At 36.4% G+C, this 23,793-nt stretch carries 17 protein-coding genes; 13 read left to right on the plus strand and 4 right to left on the minus strand.

Annotated elements, in window-relative coordinates; translation table 11 throughout:
* Window positions 1-10: 10 nt before the first annotated feature.
* The 6 genes from gcvH to ACI6PS_RS09080 all read left to right on the plus strand — a co-directional run bounded on the left by gcvH (window position 11) and on the right by ACI6PS_RS09080 (window position 6,152).
* The gene (gcvH, locus tag ACI6PS_RS09055) at window positions 11-391 is read left to right on the plus strand and encodes a glycine cleavage system protein GcvH (protein WP_421012239.1); all 381 of its coding nucleotides are present in this window, start codon (window positions 11-13) and stop codon (window positions 389-391) included.
* Window positions 345-776, plus strand: a complete 432-nt coding sequence (locus tag ACI6PS_RS09060) for a VanZ family protein (RefSeq protein ID WP_421012240.1) — start codon at window positions 345-347, stop codon at window positions 774-776. Before gcvH ends, ACI6PS_RS09060 begins: the two co-directional genes overlap by 47 nt.
* Window positions 777-813: 37 nt before the next feature.
* Window positions 814-1,557 (plus strand): deoxyribose-phosphate aldolase, encoded by a 744-nt coding sequence (deoC, locus tag ACI6PS_RS09065; RefSeq protein ID WP_421012241.1) that lies wholly within the window; start codon window positions 814-816, stop codon window positions 1,555-1,557.
* Between the two features lie 19 nt (window positions 1,558-1,576).
* Complete coding sequence (locus ACI6PS_RS09070; protein WP_421012242.1) at window positions 1,577-3,667, plus strand: gliding motility protein RemB; 2,091 nt, start codon at window positions 1,577-1,579, stop codon at window positions 3,665-3,667.
* 120 nt (window positions 3,668-3,787) lie between these two features.
* Entirely contained in the window at window positions 3,788-4,498 is a 711-nt protein-coding gene (nfi, locus tag ACI6PS_RS09075; protein WP_421012243.1) for a deoxyribonuclease V, read from the plus strand.
* Between the two features lie 82 nt (window positions 4,499-4,580).
* Window positions 4,581-6,152 carry a hypothetical protein gene (locus ACI6PS_RS09080; RefSeq protein ID WP_421012244.1) on the plus strand — a complete coding sequence of 524 codons (1,572 nt, stop codon included), beginning with the start codon at window positions 4,581-4,583 and terminating at the stop codon, window positions 6,150-6,152.
* Window positions 6,153-6,212: 60 nt separating this feature from the next.
* Here the strand turns inward: ACI6PS_RS09080 and ACI6PS_RS09085 are convergent, their stop codons facing one another.
* From ACI6PS_RS09085 to ACI6PS_RS09100, 4 genes are all read right to left on the minus strand, one after another.
* Window positions 6,213-9,098, minus strand: a complete 2,886-nt coding sequence (locus ACI6PS_RS09085; protein ID WP_421012245.1) for an alpha-amylase family glycosyl hydrolase — start codon at window positions 9,096-9,098, stop codon at window positions 6,213-6,215.
* Between the two features lie 61 nt (window positions 9,099-9,159).
* A complete protein-coding gene (locus tag ACI6PS_RS09090; protein ID WP_421012246.1) occupies window positions 9,160-10,251 on the minus strand; it encodes a SusE domain-containing protein in 1,092 nt (363 codons plus the stop codon).
* Window positions 10,252-10,269: 18 nt separating this feature from the next.
* Window positions 10,270-11,817 carry a RagB/SusD family nutrient uptake outer membrane protein gene (locus ACI6PS_RS09095; protein ID WP_421012247.1) on the minus strand — a complete coding sequence of 516 codons (1,548 nt, stop codon included), beginning with the start codon at window positions 11,815-11,817 and terminating at the stop codon, window positions 10,270-10,272.
* 19 nt (window positions 11,818-11,836) lie between these two features.
* Entirely contained in the window at window positions 11,837-14,902 is a 3,066-nt protein-coding gene (locus ACI6PS_RS09100) for a SusC/RagA family TonB-linked outer membrane protein (protein ID WP_421012248.1), read from the minus strand.
* A gap of 236 nt (window positions 14,903-15,138) precedes the next feature.
* Between ACI6PS_RS09100 and ACI6PS_RS09105 the strand changes: the two genes are divergently transcribed.
* The 7 genes from ACI6PS_RS09105 (at window position 15,139) to ACI6PS_RS09135 (ending at window position 23,792) form a co-directional block, all read left to right on the plus strand.
* Window positions 15,139-16,164, plus strand: coding sequence for a LacI family DNA-binding transcriptional regulator (locus ACI6PS_RS09105; protein ID WP_421012249.1), 1,026 nt, complete (start codon window positions 15,139-15,141; stop codon window positions 16,162-16,164).
* Between the two features lie 213 nt (window positions 16,165-16,377).
* Window positions 16,378-17,721: an MFS transporter gene (locus ACI6PS_RS09110; protein ID WP_421012250.1), complete on the plus strand. Its 1,344-nt coding sequence runs from the start codon at window positions 16,378-16,380 to the stop codon at window positions 17,719-17,721.
* A 3-nt stretch (window positions 17,722-17,724) separates the two neighbouring features.
* Entirely contained in the window at window positions 17,725-18,378 is a 654-nt protein-coding gene (gene pgmB, locus ACI6PS_RS09115) for a beta-phosphoglucomutase (protein ID WP_421012251.1), read from the plus strand.
* Window positions 18,379-18,459: 81 nt separating this feature from the next.
* Window positions 18,460-20,763 (plus strand): glycoside hydrolase family 65 protein, encoded by a 2,304-nt coding sequence (locus ACI6PS_RS09120; RefSeq protein ID WP_421012252.1) that lies wholly within the window; start codon window positions 18,460-18,462, stop codon window positions 20,761-20,763.
* Window positions 20,764-20,889: 126 nt separating this feature from the next.
* Complete coding sequence (locus tag ACI6PS_RS09125; protein WP_421012253.1) at window positions 20,890-21,294, plus strand: GxxExxY protein; 405 nt, start codon at window positions 20,890-20,892, stop codon at window positions 21,292-21,294.
* Window positions 21,295-21,334: 40 nt separating this feature from the next.
* Window positions 21,335-23,179: a glycoside hydrolase family 13 protein gene (locus ACI6PS_RS09130; RefSeq protein WP_421012254.1), complete on the plus strand. Its 1,845-nt coding sequence runs from the start codon at window positions 21,335-21,337 to the stop codon at window positions 23,177-23,179.
* Window positions 23,180-23,414: 235 nt separating this feature from the next.
* A complete protein-coding gene (locus ACI6PS_RS09135) occupies window positions 23,415-23,792 on the plus strand; it encodes a GxxExxY protein (RefSeq protein WP_421012255.1) in 378 nt (125 codons plus the stop codon).
* Window position 23,793: the final 1 nt, after the last annotated feature.

The following is a 23,793-nucleotide window of genomic DNA, read 5'->3' on the forward strand; positions in this document are numbered from 1 at the left end:
CAACAATATAATGAATATTCCAGCGCATTTAAAGTACACTAAAGATCACGAATGGGTAAGCCTTGATGGCGATGTTGCAACTGTAGGCATTACAGAATTTGCTCAAAAAGAGTTAGGCGACATCGTGTATGTGGAGGTAGAAACATTGGATCAGACTCTTGAAAAAGATGCCGTTTTCGGAACGGTTGAGGCTGTAAAAACAGTTTCTGATTTGTTTTTGCCTTTGGCTGGAGAAATTATCGAATTCAATGATTCATTGGAAAGCGATCCTGAAAAAGTAAACAAAGATCCATACGGAGACGGATGGATGATCAAAGTGAAAGTTTCAAACGTAGATGATTTTAATGAATTACTATCAAGTGAAGCTTACAAAGAACTTATCGGAGCATAAAAAAATCTTACTATGGCTGGCCATTATTTGGACAGCCATAGTTACTTATTTTTGTCTGGCCAGTTTTAAGGAACTACCACAAATTAGCGTCAGCAATTTTGATAAGCTTGGCCATATTACCTTTCATTTCGGAATTACCTTCCTGTGGTTTTTGGTTTTCAGATTCAAAAAATTAAATGAAAATAAAAGAGCGTTGATCAAGGCATTTTTATTTTCATTTTTTTATGGAATAACAATTGAGGTTTGCCAAGATCAATTTACTACAACACGCAGTGGCGATGTTTTTGATGTTTTTGCAAATATGACAGGAAGTTTGCTTGCGGTTATTTTAATATTCTTTTGGATAAAGCTAAGCAAAAAATCTAAAGAAAAATTAAACTACTAAAACACGACCTTCTCTAAGTTTTTTTTATTTTTATAAGATGAATATCAAACAATATTTAGATTCGACTTATTTGAAAACTGCTGAACAAGCAGGAATAAATGATTCCGAAAGCAAAAAAATAAACGAGCAATTTATTCAAGAAGCCATTGATGAGGAATTCAAACTCATCATGATTCGTCCAGAAATGGTAAAAATGGCAAAGGAGATGATTGTTAAAGCTAAATCAAAAGTCAGCATAGGGACGGTTATTGACTTTCCCCAAGGGCAATCTTCTTTGGAAGAAAAACTTTCGGAAGCAACTCAAGCCATTGCAGATGGAGCAGATGATTTGGATTTTGTATGCAATTATGAAGCTTTTAAAGAAGGTAATATTGACTTGGTAAAGCATGAAATTCTTGAATGCACAAGGCTTGGATTAGAGCATCACAAGATTGTGAAATGGATTATCGAGGTTGCCGCTTTAAATCCTCTACAGATTATACAACTTTCGGCCTTGATAAAGAGTATTGTGATGTCCAACTTCAAAGAGGACTTCTATAATTCTGTTTTTGTAAAGTCGTCTACCGGTTTTTATAAAACAGATAATAATCTGCCAAATGGCGCAACGGTTCCAACCATTATAATGATGCTTGAAAATGCTTCTCCACTGCCTGTAAAGGCTGCGGGTGGCGTAAGGACTCATCAAGAAGCTGTAGAAATGATAAAACTAGGCGTTAAAAGAATTGGAACATCATCTGCAAAAGCAATTGCAAGTGGAGAGGTTTCAAATAAAGATTACTAATTTTCAGAAATAAAAGAGCATGAAGAAGGGATTGATGATATTGTTTTTTCTAAATACAGTTTTTGTATTTTCTCAAACGCGCAGTGCAGAAAAATTTCCGGTTTTTCCAAATTGTGAAAATCTAAACAACAAGGAATTGGAAAATTGCTTCTATTCGCAATTGCAGGAATTTGTGTTTAATAATTTCCAGGTTCCCGATAATTTGAAGCAAAATAATTACAAAGGTACAGTGAAGTTGCTTTTTGAAGTAGATACAACCGGAACCTTCAAAGTCCAATATGTTGATGCGCTCTATCCTGAATTGGTTAAGGAAAGCAAGCGTGTTTTTGGAATGCTCCCGAAGGTTAAGCCACCCACTTTTAACGGAAGCCCTACCTATTCTAAATATATGTTGAAGATTCCAATCCCGCTTCAGAGTCAAAACGATACAATAGTAAAGGATGAGGCTACAATAATAAAGGAAAACAGAAATAAGGAATTAACTGAATTTGACAGTATCGTTTATAAAAAATTTGACAATCCTGTTCTAACAAGCCATCTCAACATACCCTTATCGCACAGTTTCTATGCTCAATTTGATGATGAAATCAATCAAGTTGGAAGTAACAACCATACCGCTTCAAAGCCATTGATGTATTCTGAAGTAGCTAAATATTATGATTTTAAAGCGGAGAATCAAAAGCTGATGAAGAATAAGGAAGGCTGGTGGGGAAAAAAGCTTTGGAACGAACATTTTTTCCAAGTTCAAGGACAAGGATACTGGTTAACGATGAATCCTATTTTAGATGTCCGTGTAGGTAAAAGCACACCTGGCGATATAAGCTATACCTATCAAAATACTAGGGGGGTTCAAGTTCAGGCTGGTCTGGGTGACAATCTAGTTTTTACTTCAACCATTTATGAAAGTCAAGGCCGTTTTGCAGATTATTATAACCAATATATTGAATCTATACCGCCTTCAGGGGGTAATCCGGGAATTGTACCAGGAATTGGAATAGCAAAAAGATTCAAGACAGATTCCTATGATTTTCCATCTGCAGATGCTAACTTGACCTATACACCAAGCAAAGCTATTAATTTGCAATTGGGTTATGGTAGAAATTTTATTGGTGATGGATATAGATCTTTACTTATGGGCGATGGAGCCAGTCCGTATCCCTATTTTAAAATCAATACCACTTTTTGGAAAGTGAAATACACCAATACTTATATTTGGTTGAAAGATGTCCGTCCAGAAGTTACAGACGAAAGAACGTATGCGACTAAATTCATGGCCAATCATTATCTAAGCTGGAATGTAAGTAAAAGGCTGAATGTTGGTATGTTCGAATCCGTTATTTGGTCCAACTCAAACGACCGAGGCTTTGATATGAATTTTGTCAACCCCATTATTTTTTACAGAACGGTAGAATTTGCTTCCTCTTCTCGCAGTGGAAATGCCGTTTTGGGATTGACCGCAAAATATAAATGGAACAACCAGATTAACTTTTACGGACAATTCATTCTGGATGAATTTTCTTTAGGCGACATCAAAAAACAGGAGCAAAGCTGGAAAAACAAATACGGCTACCAAATAGGAGCAAAATATTTCAATGCTCTGAATATCAAAAATTTGTTGCTTCAGGTAGAATACAATCATGTTCGCCCGTATGTGTATTCTCACAGCGAACCGCTTACCAATTATGGTCACAATAACCAAAGCATGGGGCATCAATGGGGAGGAAACCTTAAAGAGTTTATTGCCATTGCACGTTATCATAAGGGCAGGTACTTCGCAGATGCAAAATTGACATTGGGAGTTAGAGGATTGGATTTTGATACAGTGGAAGACAGTTTCAATTACGGAGGTAACATCTATAAGGATTATGATGTTGATAGGCCGTTTGATACAGGTGTTGCAATAGGACAAGGAAATAAAGCCAATGTCATGATTGCAGATTTGCAGGCAGGTTACTTAATAAACCCTGCTACAAACTTAAAGCTTTTTGGAAGTTTGATTTACCGCAGCTTCAGTCCGGAAGTGGATACACCAACTGTTTTCAAGCAAGATGCGACTTGGTTTACACTTGGTTTGAGAGCTGATATCTTCAACTGGTATTTTGATTATTAATAGCTTACTCTTTTAAAATATCAGAAAGCTGTAGACGTATGTTTACAGCTTTTTTATTTATGATAAATTAAAGAAAGTAAGCGATTATTGTTCTTACATTTATAAGAATATTTATCCCCAATGTTTACCTACGATCATTTTTCGATAACCGAAGCCACTCGCCTCCAATTGGAAATGCGGGAAGCGATAGTATTGAAACCACTTGAAAAAGACATAAAAACCATTGCTGGAGCCGACATTTCATTCAATAAGTACAGTACGACTGTTTATGCAGGAATTGTTGTGTTGAGTTATCCTAAAATGGTGTTGCAGTCCTATTCGCTTGTAGTTTCTGAAACCACTTTTCCTTATGTTCCGGGTTATTTGGCCTTTCGGGAAGTTCCGCCGTTAATGCTTGCTTGGCAACAATTACCTGAAAAACCAGATGTTCTTATTCTAGATGGACAAGGAATCACGCATCCAAGAAAGATGGGAATTGCTTCACATTTTGGGGTGTTGAATAATATGCCAACAATTGGATGTGCGAAAAGTATGCTTTACGGAAAGTTCGATGAACTTGGAATGGAAGCTTTTTCTAATCAACCCATTTTCAATAAAGGTGAATTGTTGGGCTATGCACTCCGAACTAAGAGAAATGTTCAGCCAGTTTACATTTCTCCGGGTAATCTAATCACTGCCGGAGAAAGCCTTGAAGTGATGAAAAATTGTATGGGAAAATACCGCATTCCAGAGCCTACACGAATGGCACATGAGAAAGTAAATCTCTTTCGAACAGGGAAATTAAAAGCAGGTTTTCATATCGAAAATAACCAATCCTTGACCCTGTTTTGAATAGACGTTTCATAATTTTATGATAATATAGGCATCCACCAAATTTTAACTTCCTAAATTTATATAGCTATGAACTAACTATATGAAAAAGAAACCGCTTTATCTCAAAATCATTATTGGCGTACTTGCATTTTTGCTATTCGCTTTATTGGTCAATTGGGGATTGAATATTTGGGTAAATAACAAGCTTCCCGAAATCATCTCTGAAAAAAACCAAACGCCTTATCACATCACTTATGATAAACTGGACGTTTCCCTGCTTTCAAGAGATATCAAGGCGTCGGGTATTGTCGTTGTTCCAAAGGCTTCGATGAATGATACCGTTAACAAGGCTGGAATTTATTCTAAGATTAAATCGATTGAAATTATAGATTTTAGTATCTGGAATGTACTTTTCAGCGACAAAATCAAGGCGCATTCCATTACCATTAATCAGCCGGAAGTTTTGCTTTATAAGAAAAACCGAAAAGCTGTTAACGATTCAAAAAACATCCGAAATGATGTAGTAGAACCTTTTCAAAAGCTTATTGTTGTTTCCAATGTCAATTTAAACAAAGGCGATTTCAAGATAATCTATGTGAAAGACAATACGCCTGTTCTGAGTGCGAAAAATGTTACCGTTCAATTGGATGGTATCCTGATCAACGATGAAACGTTAGAAAAGAAGATTCCCTTTTCATATAAAACATACGCTTTCAGTTGCGACAGCCTTTTCTATCTGACGGACAAATTATATTACATTCGGGCCAATAACGTCAAGACCACAAATACAGGATTGGAACTTAAGAATTTCTCAATGGTGTCAGAGTTCAATCGAAAGCAATTCGTAAATCAACTGGCAAAAGAGAAGGATTTGTTTACCGTGAAAGTCGATGATGTCAACATTAAAAATATCGATTGGGGATTTAAAGAAGAAAAATTTTTCTTTCATACTACGAATGTAAACTTGGATAAAGTTTATGCTAATATTTACCGAAGTAAAATTCCAGAGGATGATTTGAGTAAAAAGAAGCTGTACAATAGATTGCTTCGCGACCTGCCTTTTCCTTTGAAGGTGGATACGTTGTCGATCAGGAATTCTTTGTTGGAATATGAAGAGGAGAAAACATTCGAGAAAGGAGCGGGGCTGTTGACGTTTAATAATTTCAACCTGACAGCGATGAATATCATCAGTGGCTTTCAGCAAAAAAAGGTGCCCGATGTCAAGATTTTAATCGATTGCAAGTTTATGAATAGGTCGCCGATGAAGGTAAATTGGAGTTTTAATGTTTTGGATAAGTCCGATGGTTTTAACATCAAGGGAAGCATCTTAAAATTTGATAGCGACCAACTTTCGGTTTTCACTAAACCGTATATCAATGCAACAACCAAAGGAATTTTGGATAAAGTATACTTCAATTTTAATGGCAATGATGTAAATGCTAAAGGTGATTTTGCGTTGCAGTACCATGATTTCAAAGTAAAATTATACAAGAAGAAAAAACCGGAAAAGGAAGCCAAATTGAAAAGTGCGATTGGAAATCTTTTCATCAAGGATGATTCTGATGGCGAACTGAAAACAGCCGAGGTAGAATTGGATCGAATACAGGAAAAATCATTTTACAACTTCTTCTGGAGATGCATAGCCGAGGGGCTGATTAAAATTCTCCTATAAAAAAATGCCTTTCCACTAATTAGGAAAGGCATTTTCAAATTTAAATAAACTAATCAAACCTTATTTTTTAATCAACTTTATAGAAGTATGATTGTCGTTTTCGTCGGTTACTTTTACCAAGTAGATTCCTTGGTTTAAACCATCAATAGAGTAAGTATAATCGCTATTGAAACCACCTTTGAATTCTTTTACCAATTGTCCGGTAATGGAATAGATGGCCACTTCTTTGGTTACTACATTGATCTGGAAAAAGTTGTTTGATGGATTCGGGAACAAGGTTGCTTTAGTCATTCCGAATTCGTTTTTGTCCAATAGTGCAGGCTTGTTACCATAGATTCTGTATTGTCCAGAAGGAACATTAATTACAGCATTTGTACTTGTAACGTTAACAACACTATTGTCCATCAAATTATACCAAGTTCCTGTATAAGGAAAATCTGGAACTATATTTTGATTTGCTACAGAAAAGTTAGCCAAAACTACCACATTTTTCAATTGTGTAGACGGTAAGTTATTATCATAGATATAGATTCTCTGCTTCGTATTGTTTGCGTCTGGACTAATTGCATAACTTCCGTTAAATACAGGTTCGTTGATTTTTAAACTTATGAATCGAGAATATGCATCATAAATTGGGCTACGAGAAGGACTGGTCAACCAATTCTCAACCCATTGAGGTTGTGGTTTTTTATCCAATTTACAATCACCTGTTATAACATCGTTTTCAGTATTAACGGTGCCATTGTTGCAAGTGTAGATGGAATCATCCATACCTAATTCTTGAAAATGCCATATCATTTTAGGACCTGGAATCAATAGGCTGGTTGCTCCAAGAGCTGGCATCCTGTTTAAAGCGTTTGTTAGATTGCCACCAACTGGGAACGTACCAGCGGCATTACCATACGTTACTGCTTCGTACATTAGCCTATCTTTATCATGACTTTCGGCATAACCTAGCAATCTTTTACCTGTAAATCCTCTACTTGTATGTCCCATCCTAGTGATAACACCATCAGTTGCAAAACCTTGAGCCAATTGCTTGTAGTTGTGAAACATTTCGCCCCACATCATAATTCCTTTGCCTTCGCTTAGTCGGTAGTTGGCCCATTGTTGCTCTTCGCTGTCCGTTCCTAAATGTTCAAAAATAACGTAATGATTTGGGTCTAGCGACCAAGAATAATCGGCATATTCTTTTAGAACATCTACACGGTCTTGCTGGTAAGCATTTGTATTCGCATCGCTACCAGTCGCGTTTTGAGTAAACCCTTTGGTTAAATCCCAACGGAATCCATCGATTTTGAATTCTTCAATCCACTGTTTTACCACTCTTTTTACATAATATTTAGTACGAGCTTGTTGATGGTTGAAATCGTTTCCAACGCTGTAGCTGTGTGTAGCCACTTGATTGAAATAAGGATTGTCTGCAGCTGGTTCGCCCCATCCGTCGTTTTCGGGATCATTCATCCACATTCTCACCATTGGGTTTCTTCCGAAAGCATGGTTAAGGGCAACGTCAAGGATTACTGCAATACCGTTTTGGTGGCATAAATCAATAAATTCCTTTAGCTTATCGGCTGGACCGTAGAATTTATCCAAAGCAAGGTGAAAAGAAGTATTATAGCCCCAAGATTCGTTTCCTTCAAATTCCATTACCGGCATCAGCTCAATTGCATTGATGTTTAGGTTTTTGAAGTAATCAATTTTGTCAATCAAATCCTGAAAATTTCTGTCAGAATCAAAATCTCTAACCAAAACTTCATATACAACAAGCTTGTCCTTTTCAGGTTTTGTGAAATTAGTAACCTGCCATTGATATGGAGTCTGACCGGTTTTTAAAACGGTAACTTCCCTTTCTTGTCCAACAGGATAGGCAGGAAGGTTAGGGTATTTTCCCAAGTTGATGATTTCTTCGTCATCAAAAGGAGACAAAACCAATGTTGAATATGGATCTGCTGTTTTTACCAATGAAGGGGAATTTGCAATCGGTGTCTGATCCACAACCCAATATTGGTAGTTATAGTTTTCACCAGGAATTAATCCTGTCAATTCCAACCAAAATTTAGAAGATGAAGGATCTTTTTTCATCGCATAACTAACATTAGGCTGATAGTTGTTGAAACTGCCTGCAACATAAACGAAATCTTTTCCTGGAGCATCTAAAACCAAAGTTGCTTTTGTCGCATCTGAAGTATTGTAATTGATACCGTCTTGGAGTCCGGCAGGAACAGCTTGCGAAATGGTAGTTGGAGCAACAATAACCGTGAATTTTCTAGTGATAGTAGAACCATTTTGTGTAACTTCTAAAACATAATTTGTATTGGAAGCAATGTTAGTATGGTTGAAAGAATAACTTGATGTACTCGTGTTCGAATTCAAAGTCAAGCCATTTCCTTTTAATACATAGCTTGCATTACCGCCTGTATTAGTTGCGGCAATATTCAGATTACCACCAGCATTCATAATTGTAGTGCTGTTGTTTACAGGAGAAGTCAAATTAAGCTGGAAGGCACCAATATTAAAAATAAAATCCCCGCATCCGCTTGGAGTTTGCTGTTTTTTTAATTCTTGTGAGCCATTAGCACTTCTAAAAACCATTCCAAGTTTTGTAGCATTTGCTTGTTGAGTGGCGTTTAGATTAAAGTAGGTGCTTGGCGTTAAAGTGATACTCCAAGTCCCATTTCCGTTATTGGTCATAAGACCGATTCCGTCGTCTTGACCCCAGTTTCCAATTGCGCCAAATCCGAAAGCATTACTGTCATCACCGGCACCGGCATGCATATAGACTTTAGGAGCTGTTGTTGGAATCCCGTTACAAGATTGAGCCGCCAAAGAAACCGTAATGGTAATTTGATCCGTCACATTAAATGTAGCGGGAGAAATTGTTACTTGGGCATTTGTAAATAAAGAAAAGGCAAGAAAGAAAAGTAAAGATATTTTTAATTTCATAGCTTGTAGTTTAATTAAAAAAAGGGCTGTAAAAGAACAGCCCTTTTCTTGTTTTTGATTTTTATTGTAAAGTTGCGGTATAAGTGTATGCTCTTGGATTACTCAAATCCAATTCAACCAAGTAAGTTCCAGTAGCAGAAACACTCATGTTTGTACCATCGTTGAAATCTAAAATTCCATCAGCACCAGCATCTCCATAGTTTATTGCCCAACCATCATTAGCTCTAAATTTAAACTCGTTTCCAGCAGTCAGAACAATTGTAATCTCCCATTTTTTTGTGGTAGGGTTATATGTCATATCTTGATCCATAATTCCTCCATCAGGCCATCCAAGTGGTGTGGCAGATCCTGTAATAGCCCAACTTGTTTTTTGAACTGAATAGGTCAAGGCATCAGTATCAGCTTTAATCCAATAGTAACCTTCTCCTGTAATTGCAATATTTACTTCACCCTCCTGTAGTAAAGCACCTGAAAAACTTCCATCATCGCCGTAGTCACCATCAAAACTACTATTGGTTGGTAGTAATTTAAATTCAGAAGCCGGTTGATTCATGTATACGTATCCTTCAAAATCAGTTTCTCCGAAACCTGATGAAGCCAAGGCTGGAAGATTTGTACCGGTAGTCCAGTTAGCGCCATATCCACTTGCATTTAAGAAATCGCCAATAACATATAATTTTGGAGTTTCAGTTGTGTAAGGTGTTACTTTGATAGTAATCTTGTTTGAATATGTAACTTCTTCTGAATTATTACCCAAAGAAGATTTAATTCTAATGTCTAGATTTCCTTCTTCAAATGGAGCAATTCCTGTATTTAATGCAACTGTATTCAATTGCTCAACGGTCCAAACCAAGAAACGAGCTGAATTTACAGTTGATCCTCCCGAAACTATTGTAGCAAAATCTGTTCCTGCAAGCGCAACTTCTACTTCATAATTTGCAGCAGTTTGAACATCAAAATCGGCATGGTTCCATACTAAAGTTGTAGCTTCTGATGCAGCATTTTCTGGCAAAAGCACATAGGTCGCTCCATCTGTTGGAGTTATTAATTCAGGACCACCTGTAGCACTAACAATAGTTTGGTCGTCATTTTCACACGCTAATGCTGTAATAAGCATTAAGGCAATTGATGATATTTTTAATATTTTTTTCATTTTTAAAATAGTTTAAAATTAAAAACCTGGGTTTTGTGTTAAATTAGGGTTTGCTTGCAATGCGCTTAATGGAATTGGGAATAAATTGTAGGTTGATGGAATGGAAGTTCCTGCCACAACATTACCTTTCCATGGCCATAAATAAGATCCTCCAGTGAATTTTCCAAATCTGATTAAATCTGTTCTTCTGTGTCCTTCAAGGTTTAACTCTCTTGCTCTTTCATCAAGAAGGAAGTTCAATGTCATTTCAGATGAAGTAATTTCAGAGGCATTTGCTCTCAATCGAATTTTGTTTACATACTCAAGAGCTTGAGTTTCGCTGCCTCCACCTGCACCTCTAACTACGCATTCAGCATACATCAGGTATGCATCTGCAAGTCGGAATAATGGGAAATCTGTTCCAGAGAATACTGTTGGAGTGCTAGGAGAATTGAATTTAGAATTTCTAAATTTAATTGATGGATATCCGTTTGTCCATTCTTTATAGTCTGTCATTTCATAAGTATGACCTTGAGTCCAAAATAGTTTAGCTCTAACATCTGTAGAAGTTTGTAAATTCCCAAACAAACCATACCATGCTTTTGTAGCTCTATGACCAGCCCAGGCATCGTTACCACCAGGATTTCCAAATTCAACTGGATTCATGGTTGCACTGTTCATACTGCCATTTACGATATAAGTGGTATTTCCAAAACTTTGGCTCACAAGTGCATCAGCAATTAACGGATAAATAATTTCTGTAGAAGTTTCATTATCACCAGAAAAGATGCTTACAAAATTAGGTGCTAATGTATAACCACCTTCATCAATTACTTTTTTAGTGTAAGTTAAAGCATCAGTATATCTCTGCGTTCCGGTGTAAACTTCAGCGTTGATATACAGTTTTGCTAGAAGCATTCTAACAACAGCTTTGTTAGCACGTCCATAAGTATTAGTTGTTCCGATCGTATTCTCAATTGCTAAAAGCTCAGATTCTACAAAGTTAAAAAGCTCTTCTCTTGATGCTTGTGGAAGCGGAGTAGATACTCCTGCATTTTGTTCTGTAACTAAAACACCTTTTCCGAAACAGTCAATCATGTAATAATAAGCTAAAGAACGTAGAAAACGAACTTCGCTAATAACCTCTTCTTTATTGGCGACATCAACACTGTTAAGCACAACAAGTAGGTTGTTACATTGTGGAACAGTATAATAAACTCTGTTGTACAGGTAACGGAAAAACTTATTGTTTTCATCCCAATTTGAGGTAGTTGTCAACTGATCTAGTCCGTTATCTCCCCAGCGATTTTTCATTCCGTCGGCTGTAAATTCCTGAAGATTGATGATGCCTCTTAAAAATGGAGATTCTCCCGGATCATCACTAATGTCTGAGCTTCCAGAACCGTTTGGTCCTGATAAGGCGAAAGATCCATATAATTTAGACATGATTCCTTCAATAGCATTAGGATCGCTAGCAAGAAGTTCTTCTAAAGATAATTCTACTTTTGGTTCAGTATTCAAATCGTCCGTACATGACAATGCGGAAACGAGTAAAATACCCAAACCAAATAATTTTAATTTTTTCATAATTTTCATATTAACTTTATTAAAAATCTAAACTCAAACCAAATGTGTAAGTTGTTGGTCTTGGATAGAAATTATTATCAATTCCACCAAAGTTTTCTGGGTCCTGACCAGTATATTTAGTTAGGATAAATGGGTTGTTTACAGCGCCATACAATCTTAGAGAACTTGATTTAATGATTTTATTGAAACGGTATCCTAAAATAATATTTTCGCATCTCAGGAAAGTTGCATCTTGTAAGAAATAATCAGAATAAGCGGCATTTCCATTGAAATTTTGGAAATCTAAATTTGCTTCTCCACTGTAGAAATCTAATACATTTGATAAACTATTTGAGTTTGTAGGGATTGCTTTGTCTACCCATCCTGATGTTAATTCACGAGCGTTATATATTTGCCCACCAATTTGTCCTCTGAAGCTAGAGCTAAAATCCCAGTTTTTATAGGTGAAATTTAGTCCAAATCCGTATGTCCAGTTCGGAGTCATTTGTTTGTAATATCTGTCATCGTTAGTAATTTGATTATCACCATCACGATCTACGAATGCACCTGGGATTGGATTTCCATCAGTATCATATAATTGTTGGAACACCCAAAAAGAACTTGGTTGAAAACCAACGGCATGATACAATATAGTTTCGTTTGTTCCTCTTGGTAATCCAGCACCAGTGATAAGTCTTGTTACATCTTGTAAGTCAGTAATTTCAACATAACTATATGCCAAATTTGTGCTAATGTTAAGTGTAACATCATCTGTACTTATAGGCTTAAGGTTTAAGTTCAATTCAAAACCTTTGCTCTCAGTACTACCAACATTTTTTACGAATGTATCTTTCAATCCTTGTCCTGGAGGTAATGGCACAACCGCTAACAAATCGTTTGTTTCTCTTCTATAGATGTCAAAACTTCCTGACAAGAAACTATCCTTAAAAAAATCAAAATCAACTCCTAAGTTATAAGTGGTAGTTTTTTCCCAAGTAAGTTGATCGTTAAAAGCTCTAGGAGAATATAAGTTGAAACCTGGTAAATATTGACTGTTATTGTTTCCGGCATCTAATAATGCAAGAGAAGGATAAAAGCCAGCAGCACCAGTTATATCTTGTTGACCTGTTTTACCATAACCTAGTCTCACTTTAAGATCATTTACAAAGTTTAAATTTTTAATAAAATCTTCTTCGTTGATTTTCCAAGCTAATGCAGCTGAAGGAAAATAACCCCATCTTTTATCTTCGCTAAATAAAGAAGATGCGTCAGCTCTCATAGACAAAGTCAATAAATATTTGTTTGCAAAATCGATATTAGCTCTACCAAAGAAAGATTGAAGATTTAACTCATTGTAATATCTATTGTTAGGGTTGTTTTCATTAAAGTTTATATCTCTAACACCTGTGGCTTCTATATATTGAAAAATAGTTTTGTAGCCATCATTTTTAAAATTCTGATAAGCATAACCTCCTTGAACATCAAATTTTGTAATAAAACCACTTAGCGTTTTAGCATACGCCAAGTAAGCATCCATAGTCGTATTATTCATTGTTTGATCTTCTAGATAATTATCACCTGGATTGAATCTATAATCTGCCCCATTGTTAAAAACTCTGTAGGTAGCCAATGAATTATCAAAAAATGTTTCTCTGATTTTAGCTCTTGAAGCATCCAAGCCTAAATTCACAACTGCTCTTAATTCTGGCAAGAAGTGCATTTTATAATCGAATTCAATATTTCCTAAGAAACGAATGGCTTTTTCTGGGCGTTGCCTTTGTTGTAATAAAGCGACTGGGTTGTATTGTCCGCTCAGAGCATTTCCTCCTGCAACAAAATCTTGGTGATAGCCACCAAATCTATTACCTGGATTAGGATCAAAAACAGGCTTTGTAGGGTCCATGTTCACAGCTCCACCTAAAGCTCCACCTTCATCAATGGCATTTTTGTCTGTAATGATTCCTTTTGCATTCAAATCAATTTTCAAATGATCGTCTAAAACAGTTGGAGTCATTTTCAAAGAGTAGCTGTATCTTTTATAATCGTTAGTATTTACAACACCTTGATTTTTTGTATAACCTAGAGATGCTCTAAAAGGGATTTTGCCATATAAATTAGCTTTTGCACTAAAATTGTGATCAGTAGAAACGGCTGTTCTGTAAATTTCATCTTGCCAGTCAGTATTAAATAATAATCTTCCCTCAATTCCAGGAGTCGATGGATCATCCACAGCAGTAGTTGAAGGATCATCTACACCTAATAAATTTGTATAGGTAGGGTGATTTTCTTGAATGAATTTAGTGAATTGCGAACCATTCATCAAAGGTATTTTTTTGGTTACTTTTCCAATAGAAACATTTGCAGAATAATTAAATTCAGGTGTTCCGCTACTACCTTTTTTAGTCGTAATAATAATAACCCCGTTTGAAGCTCTAGAACCGTAAATAGCGGCTGCTGATGCATCTTTAAGGATTGTAAAGCTTTCTATATCATTTGGATTGATCAACGACAATGGATTTCCAACACCTGCTGGAGTGGTGTTGTCAACAGGAATACCATCAATAACAAGTAATGGGCTACTGTTAGCGTTTAACGAAGCTCCACCTCTAATACGAATATTTGGTGCTGAATCGGGTTGTCCTCCATTATTGGTTATTCTAACACCAGCTGCTTTACCTGTTAAAAGTTGGTCAGCAGAAACGATAGCTCCTCGGTTAAAATCTTTTGAAGTAACAGATGTAACAGATCCCGTTGCATCTTTTTTCTTCACGGATCCGTATCCGATTACTACAACTTCATCTAATTCTGAAGCATCTTCTTCAAGAGCAACTGCAATCTCGGATTGCGCATTATAAACGATGGAAAAATCCTTATATCCGATATAAGAAAAAACGATTTTGTCGCCTTTTTTTACATTAGATAATTTAAATCTACCATCAAAATCTGTTGCAGTACCGTTTTGGGTTCCTTCAACAGTTACATTTACTCCAGGAAGAGGTAGGCCGGAAGTTTTTTCCGATACCTTTCCATTTAAGGTGCTTTGTGCCAGCACACTAAACGGGAGTAGTAGTAATAAAAGTAACAACTTTTTATAAATTGTTTTCATACATTTTGTTTAGGTTAAAAATTGAGTTTTGTTAGCTAAAAATGCTTATAAATTCACTTCGAATGTTAAATTTATGTAAATATTTGGAACAAAAAAATCGTTTTCGTGAAAGGGGTTATCGCAAACGTTTTCGTGTTGAAAACTTTAATGAAAACATAGATTTTCAGGCTGTTAAATCCGATTAATAGAAAAATATTTATCTATATTCGCAAAATACCATTTAAAGTAAAATTAGAATGAGAAGAAAAGTCACTTTAAAGCAAATTGCAAAGGAATTGGATGTGTCCATTTCAACTGTTTCAAAATCGTTACGAGACAGTCCGGAAATCAGTGAAGATACCCGTCAAAAAGTGCAGGCTTTTGCGAAATTATACAATTATAAACCCAACCTGATTGCACTCAGTTTAAAAAATAAAAAAACGAAGACAATTGGCATTATCATTCCTGAAATTGTGCACCATTTTTTCGCAACCGTAATCAGCGGTATCGAGCATGTGGCCAACGAATATGGGTATAATGTTATTGTAACTTTATCCGACGAATCGTTTGATAAAGAGGTGATTAATATGGAAATGCTGGCCAATGGAAGTATAGACGGTTTTATCATGTCGCTCTCAAAAGAAACACAATACCGAAAAGATTTTCACCATATTACCGAAGTGATCAATCAAGGAATGCCTGTAGTTATGTTTGATAGGGTAACGAATGATATCTTATGCGATAAAGTTATTATTGATGATAATCTTGCGGCTTATGAAGCGGTTCAGAGTTTGATTGATAAAGGTTTTAAGAAAATTGCATTGATTACAACAGTGGATTATGTAAGTGTCGGGAAACTTAGAACGGATGGATATATCAAAGCCTTAAAGACAAATGATATTAAGGTAGACGAAAATCTAATTATACGAATTGAAGACATCGACAACTGTTCCGATCAAATTGAAAACTTGATTTCCAATAATGAAATTGATGCGGTTTTTGCTGTCAACGAACTTTTTGCCGTTACCGCTATCAAAGCGGCTAAAAATATCGGAATAAAGGTTCCTGAGGATTTAGCGATTATTGGATTCACGGACGGAATCATCTCCAAATATTCTTCACCGAGTATTACAACGGTGAGTCAAAACGGAATGAAAATGGGAGGAAAGGCCGCCAAGATGCTCATCGAGAGATTGGAATCTGAAGAGGAGGAAGAGGAACATTACAAGACAGAAGTTATTGAAACACATTTGGTAATTAGAGAATCTACGCCAACGTTGTAGTTTTTTGTAATTATTTGTTTTTCAATTGTTTGTGTTGTTGTGTTGGTCAATTTTGAAATGTTAATTTTTATGATTTATAATTTCTAACTTCTAATTTCTCAATTCTTTACCTATATTTACACCGATTATCAAGGCTTATAATTTTACTTCGAAAACAAAATAAAGTTTTGATAAGCACTATCGCTTATCGTAAATAATCAATTCATTACGATAATGGAAAAGCGTAAATTAAGTCTCTATGATATCTGCAACATGAGTTTCGGATATTTAGGGATACAAATGGGATTTGCCTTGCAAAATGCAAATGCCAGTAGAATTCTGCAAATCTTCGGTGCCGACGTACACAGTTTATCGTGGTTTTGGATCGTTGCTCCCTTAACAGGATTAATTGTCCAACCAATCATTGGACATTATAGCGACAGGACTTGGACACGCTTCGGAAGAAGAAAACCCTACTTTTTAATCGGATCAGTTTTAGCGGCATTTGGATTAATTTTCATGCCTCTGTCTGCCGCGTTAACGGCTTTTATGCCTGCGCTTTGGGTTGGAGCTGGAATGCTGATGATTATGGATGCATCGTTCAACATTGCCATGGAACCATTCCGTGCTTTGGTCGCCGATTTGCTTCCTTCAGATCAGCGAACTTTAGGTTTCAGCGTTCAAACTATTATGATTGGTTTGGGTGCGGTTATCGGTTCATGGCTTCCTTATGCCTTGAGCAATTGGTTCGGGATTTCAAATGAAGCACTTCCCGGCGAAGTTCCCTATCATTTAATTTTGTCGTTTATTATTGGTGCGGCTGTTTTGATTGGTGCTGTTCTTTGGACGGTTTCAACGACAAAAGAATATTCTCCGGCTGAACTAGAAGCATTTGATAAAGCTAAGGGAATTGTTCACGAGGAGGAAAGTTCAAGTCTGATGAACATTTTTGCGGATTTCAAGAACATGCCCACTACTATGAAACAATTAGGTTGGGTACAATTCTTCTCTTGGTTTGCACTATTCGGAATGTGGGTTTTTGCAACTCCAGCAATAGCGCACCACGTTTACAATCTTCCGTTGGAAGACACAAGCAGTAAAACGTATCAAGAAGCGGGTGACTGGGTCGGAATTATCTTCGGAGTTTACAACGCTATTTCTGCCATTTTTGCCTTCTTCTTACCTTACATCGCTAAGAAAATCGGAAGAAAATCTACACACACTTTTTCATTAATCGTCGGAGGTATCGGATTGATTTCGGTCTATTTTGCACCATCACCAAATTGGTTGATTTTGTCAATGGTAGGCGTAGGAATCGCTTGGGCAAGTATTTTGGCTATGCCTTATGCAATCCTTTCAGGTTCGATTCCTGCGAAAAAAATGGGAGTTTACATGGGGATTTTTAATTTCTTCATCGTAATCCCACAAATCATCAACGCCATCATCGGCGGTCCAATCGTTAAATATGTTTATGGTGGAAATCCAATCTACGCCATTGTTGCGAGCGGTGTTGCCTTTTTAATTGCTGCATTGTTTGTTTCGAGAGTAAAAGATGAAGACGACACAATTAAAATTTAAATTTTGAAAACAAAAGCATTTATATTCGACCTTGACGGCGTTATCGTGGACACCGCAAAATATCATTATCTAGCTTGGCAGAAGATTGCGAACCAACTCGGAATCGAATTTACACCAGAACACAACGAGGAATTAAAAGGCGTTAGCCGAGTTCGCTCATTGGATCTAATCCTTGAACTAGGAAAAATCGAAGCAAGTCAGGAAAACAAAGACAAATGGTTGGTTCAAAAAAATGAAGACTATTTGTCGTATTTAGTCGATATGGACGAAAGTGAAATTTTAAGTGGCGTTGTTCCTGTCTTAAAGTTTTTAAAAGAAAATAATCAAAGGATTGCTTTAGGTTCTGCAAGTAAAAATGCTAGGCCAATTTTAGAAAAGACTGGAATCATCAGCTATTTCGATGCCATTGTGGATGGAAATGATGTTACCAATGCAAAGCCAGATCCGGAAGTTTTTCTTCGAGCTGCACAGCTTTTGAATACTGATCCTGAAGACGCCATTGTTTTTGAAGATTCTGTTGCAGGCGTTCAAGCTGCAAATATCGCCAGTATGACAAGCATTGGAATAGGCGATGCAAAAATCTTGCACGAAGCAAAATTCATCTTCCCAGATTTCACCCATATAGAGGAACAATTTATCAAATCATTAATCAAATAAATCACTGTTGAAGGTTTCAAGTTTAAGAACTTAATCAAACTCTTTTTACTTTAAACATTAAACTTTTAAACAAAAAACACAATGAATCAAGATTATATCAAACCAGATAATTGGTCCATCATAGAAGAAGGATTTGATGCCGAAAGGGTCAAATCGTCCGAAAGTTTGTTCAGCATCGGAAATGGTGCAATGGGACAACGTGCCAATTTTGAAGAAAATTATTCAGGCGAAACCTTCCAAGGAAGTTACATCGCCGGAATCTATTATCCAGACAAGACAAAAGTAGGCTGGTGGAAAAACGGCTATCCGGAATATTTTGCAAAAGTATTGAACGCTCCAAATTGGATTGGAATCGAAATTGAAATCAACAGAGAAAATTTTGATTTGGCCAAATGCAAATCAGTTTCGAATTTCAAGCGTGAATTGAACATGAAAGAAGGTGTTTACTACCGTTCTTTTGAAGCTGTTTTACAAAATGGTGTGGAAATTTCCGCTAAAATTACACGTTTCCTTTCGTTGGATAATGACGAATTGGGAGTTATTAATTATGAAATCACACCTTTAAACGGAGAGGCAAATATTGTTTTCAAACCCTATGTTGACGCCGGAGTTCACAACGAAGATGCCAACTGGGAAGAAAAATTCTGGGAACCGCTTGAAGTAAAACATTCAGAAAATGAAGCTTTTGTAACGGCAAGAACGTTCAAGACCCATTTTACGGCAACGACTTTTATGCAGAATGCGATTTTGTTGAATGGAAATTCAGTAAGTCAAAATCCTACTGAAATTCAAAAAACAGCAGATAAAATTCAGTTTTCTTACGAAGTAAAAGTTGGAAATAACGAAACAGTTTCTTTCCAAAAACTGGGAGGCTACACAGTTTCTTTAAACCACGAAAATACACAAACTGCAGCTCAAAAGGTAATTGCAGAAGGTCTGAAAATAGGTTACGCAAATCTATTGGAAAACCAAAAACTGGCTTGGTCGAAAATCTGGGAAATGTCCGATATTACTATCAATGGCGATGTAAAAGCACAACAAGGAATCCGTTTTAATATTTTTCAATTGAACCAGACGTATCTGGGTAAGGATTCTCGTTTGAATATTGGTCCAAAAGGTTTCACTGGAGAAAAATACGGAGGCTCGACTTATTGGGATACCGAAGCGTATTGCATTCCGTTTTACATGGCGACAAAAGACCAGCAAGTGGCGAGAAATCTGTTGACCTATCGTTACAATCAATTGGACAAAGCCATTGAAAACGCTGGAAAACTAGGTTTTACAAATGGTGCCGCTTTGTATCCGATGGTAACGATGAACGGTGAAGAATGCCATAACGAATGGGAAATTACTTTTGAAGAAATCCACAGAAATGGCGCTATTGCTTTTGCGATTTTCAATTATTTCCGTTTCACAGGCGATTACAGTTATATTCCCGAAAAAGGTTTGGAAGTTTTGATTGCCATTGCCCGTTTTTGGCACCAAAGAGCGACTTATTCTACCAATAAAGACCAATTCGTAATTCTTGGCGTTACGGGTCCAAACGAATATGAAAACAACGTAAATAATAATTTCTACACGAATTATTTGGCAAAGTGGTGTATCGATTACACTTTGGAACAAATTGAAAAAGTAGAAAAAGAATATGCTTCTGACCATTCTAGAATCATGTCTAAAGTAAATTTGGACAAAGGGGAAATGGCACAATGGAAGAAAGTTGCTGACAAAATGTATCTTCCCTTTTCGGAAGAACACGATGTGTATTTGCAACAAGATGGTTTCTTAGATAAGGAATTGGTGAAAGTCCACGATTTGGACAGAAGCCAAAGACCAATCAACCAAAAATGGTCTTGGGACAGAATTCTTCGTTCGCCTTATATCAAGCAGGCTGATGTTCTGCAAGGATTTTATTTCTTTGAAGACCATTTTTCGAAAGAGCAATTGGAAAAGCATTTTGATTTTTACGAACCTTTTACAGTTCATGAATCATCGCTTTCGCCTTGTGTTCACTCGATTCAAGCGGCAGGTTTGGGCAGAATGGAACAGGCTTATACTTTCTATTTGAGAACTTCTCGTCTGGATTTGGATGATTATAATAAGGAAGTGGAAGAAGGTTGTCACATCACCTCAATGGCTGGAACTTGGATGAGTATCGTTGAAGGTTTTGGAGGAATGCGTGTGAAAGATGACGCGTTGCATTTTGAACCAAGAATCCCGGAACAATGGGAAGGCTATTCATTCAAAATCAATTTCAGAAACCAAATTTTGCAAGTTTCTGTAGAAGCAAACGAAACCAAATTCAACTTGGAAGGTAGCAAAGAGCTTACTGTTTTTGTAAACGGGAAAGCTGTTTTGGTGGAGCCAAATACTTTGGTAACGGTTTAGAATTTTCAACATTAAGAAGTTAAGATTCTTCCATTAAGGTAATTAATAATTATGGTTACTTTTTATGAAAAAACCTTAATTCTTTAAATGCAGAACTTTAGCTTCTTAATGTTAAAAACAAAGACTATGACAAAGAAGGAAATAACGCAATTAAGTTACGAAATTGTCGGTTGTGCAATTACGGTTCATAAGGCTCTTGGACCGGGGTTGTTAGAATCAGTCTATGAAAAGTGCTTACGCGAAGAACTCCTTTTTAATGGATATCATGTTGAATCACAAAGAACAGTTCAACTTAAATATCGAGACATTTTGATTTCAACAGAATTGAGACTGGATTTGATTGTCAATGATTTAATTATTATTGAAGTTAAATCGGTGGAAAATTTACTTCCAGTTCACGAAGCACAACTTTTGACGTATATGAGTTTATTAGAAAAACCTCAAGGTTTACTGATAAATTTCTATACCGACAATATAACCAAAAGTGTCCGACCTTTAGTCAATGAATATTTTAAAAATCTTATGCCTTAATCTCCTTAATGAAAAAACTTAACTCCTTAATGTTTAAAATATGAAGCATATAAAACACAACTTCCTTCTACTCCTACTTATTTCTTTTTCAGCTTTTGCCCAAATCGATAAAGTAGAACCGCCTTTCTGGTATGCAGGAATGCACAATCCAGAACTTCAAATTATGTTCTACGGAAAAAATATCGCGCAATACGAAGCTTCGGTTTCAAATAATGTGGTGATTAAGAACGTAGTCAAAACTGAAAATCCTAACTACATTTTCATCACGATTGACACAAAAAATCTTCCTGCTTCTGATTTTGTTTTCTCTTTCAAGAACAAAAACAAAATAGCTTTTACTAAAAATTATTCCCTAAAACAAAGACGTGCCAATTCCGCTGAACGCAAAAGTTATGATTCATCCGATATGATGTATCTGATTATGCCAGATCGTTTTGCAAATGGAAATCCGAATAATGACAGTAATCTAGCCACAACCGAAAAAGCCAATAGAAGTTTGCCTGGAGGACGACACGGTGGAGACATTGCGGGAATCATTAAAAACTTAGATTATTTGGACGAATTGGGTGTTACCGCACTTTGGAGTACGCCACTTTGCGAGGATAACGACAAAGGCTATTCGTACCACGGTTACGGACAATCCGACCTTTACAAAATCGACCCACGTTACGGGACCAACGAAGAATATTTGAAGCTTTCAGCCGAAATGAAAAAACGCGGTATGAAATTAATCAAAGATTACGTGACCAACCATTGGGGTGCTGAACATTGGATGTTTAAAGATTTACCGAGTTACGATTGGTTTCATCAATTTCCAGGATACGCACAATCAAACTACAGAATGACTACGCAATTCGACCCAAATGCTTCCGCAATTGATGCAAAATATTGTATGGACGGTTGGTTCGTTCCGTCGATGCCTGATTTGAACCAATCGAATCCTTTGGTGTTGAATTACATCACCCAAAACGCCATTTGGTGGATTGAATATGCTGATTTGGATGGATTCAGAGTCGATACCTATTCATACAACGACAAAGTTGGAATCGCAAAATGGACAAAGGCAATTACCGACGAATATCCGTATTTCAATATCGTTGGAGAAGTGTGGATGCACGACCAAGCTCAAATGTCATACTGGCAAAAAGACAGCAAGATTGCAGAAATTCAAAGCTATAATTCGTATTGCCCGAGTGTGATGGATTTTACGTTGCACGATGCTTTTGGAAACGTTTTCAACGAAGACAAAGACAGTTGGAACGACGGAATGATTAAAGTGTACGACAATTTCACCAATGATTTCCTTTATCCAAACGTCAACAACCTTTTGATTTTTGCCGAAAACCACGACACGGGACGTTTCAACCAAAACTATAAAAACGACATCAAGAAATACACGATGGCAATGGCTTTGTTGGCCACAGTTCGAGGAATTCCACAGTTGTATTATGGTTCCGAAATCGGAATGGCAGGAGATAAAGGAAAAGGCGATGCCGATATTCGTCAAGATTTTCCAGGAGGATGGGAAGGCGATAAAAACAACGCTTTCACAAAATCAGGAAGAACCGAAGAGCAGAATAAATTCTTCGACGTGACTTCAAAATTATTCCAATGGCGAAAAAATAAAAACGTCGTTCACTTCGGAAAAATGACGCATTACATTCCGGAGCATAATGTTTATGTATATTTCCGATACGATGATAAGGAAACTGTGATGGTCGTGATGAACAATTCCGCGGAATCGAAAACCATCAAAACAAATCGTTTTCAAGAAAATATTAAAAATTTCAAATCTGGGAAAGATGTACTTTCTGGAAAAACAATTGATGTTTCAAACGAAATTTCTTTGGAAGGGAAATCGGTTTTGGTTTTAGAATTGAAATAATAGCTCGCAAAAAATTTTTAAAATGACTCTCGCAAAGGTGCTAAGACGCAAAGTTTTACATTTTTTATTAAATTAGCTTTGCGTCTCCGCGTCTTTGCGAGAATAAATTGTTAAATTGAAATAATAGCTCGCAAAGGCGCTAAGACGCAAAGTTTTACATTTTTTATTAAATTAGCTTTGCGTCTCCGCGTCTTTGCGAGACAAAATCGACCTACTAACTTAACCGCCAAACAAAATGACTGAAAATGACCTATCCAGAATTATAGTAAATACCTGTTATAAAATACATACCCAATTAGGTCCTGGACTTTTAGAAAGTGTCTACGAAACCATCCTATGTTATGAACTAACAGAAATGGGATTGAAAGTGGAAAGACAAAAGCCTTTGCCCGTAATTTGGGAAGATGTAAAAATGGATATTGGTTTCAGAGCTGATTTGATTATAGAGGAAAAAGTAATTTTAGAGATCAAATCCGTTTCAGAAATAGCTCAAGTTCATCCAAAACAAGTTTTGACTTATTTAAAAATTACAGGATTGAAGTTAGGTTTGTTAATCAACTTCAACGAACCTTTAATTAAAGATGGAATTAAAAGAATAGTGAATAATCTATAAA

The sequence above is a fragment of the Flavobacterium sp. PLA-1-15 genome, assembly GCF_049060005.1.
Classification (GTDB): domain Bacteria; phylum Bacteroidota; class Bacteroidia; order Flavobacteriales; family Flavobacteriaceae; genus Flavobacterium.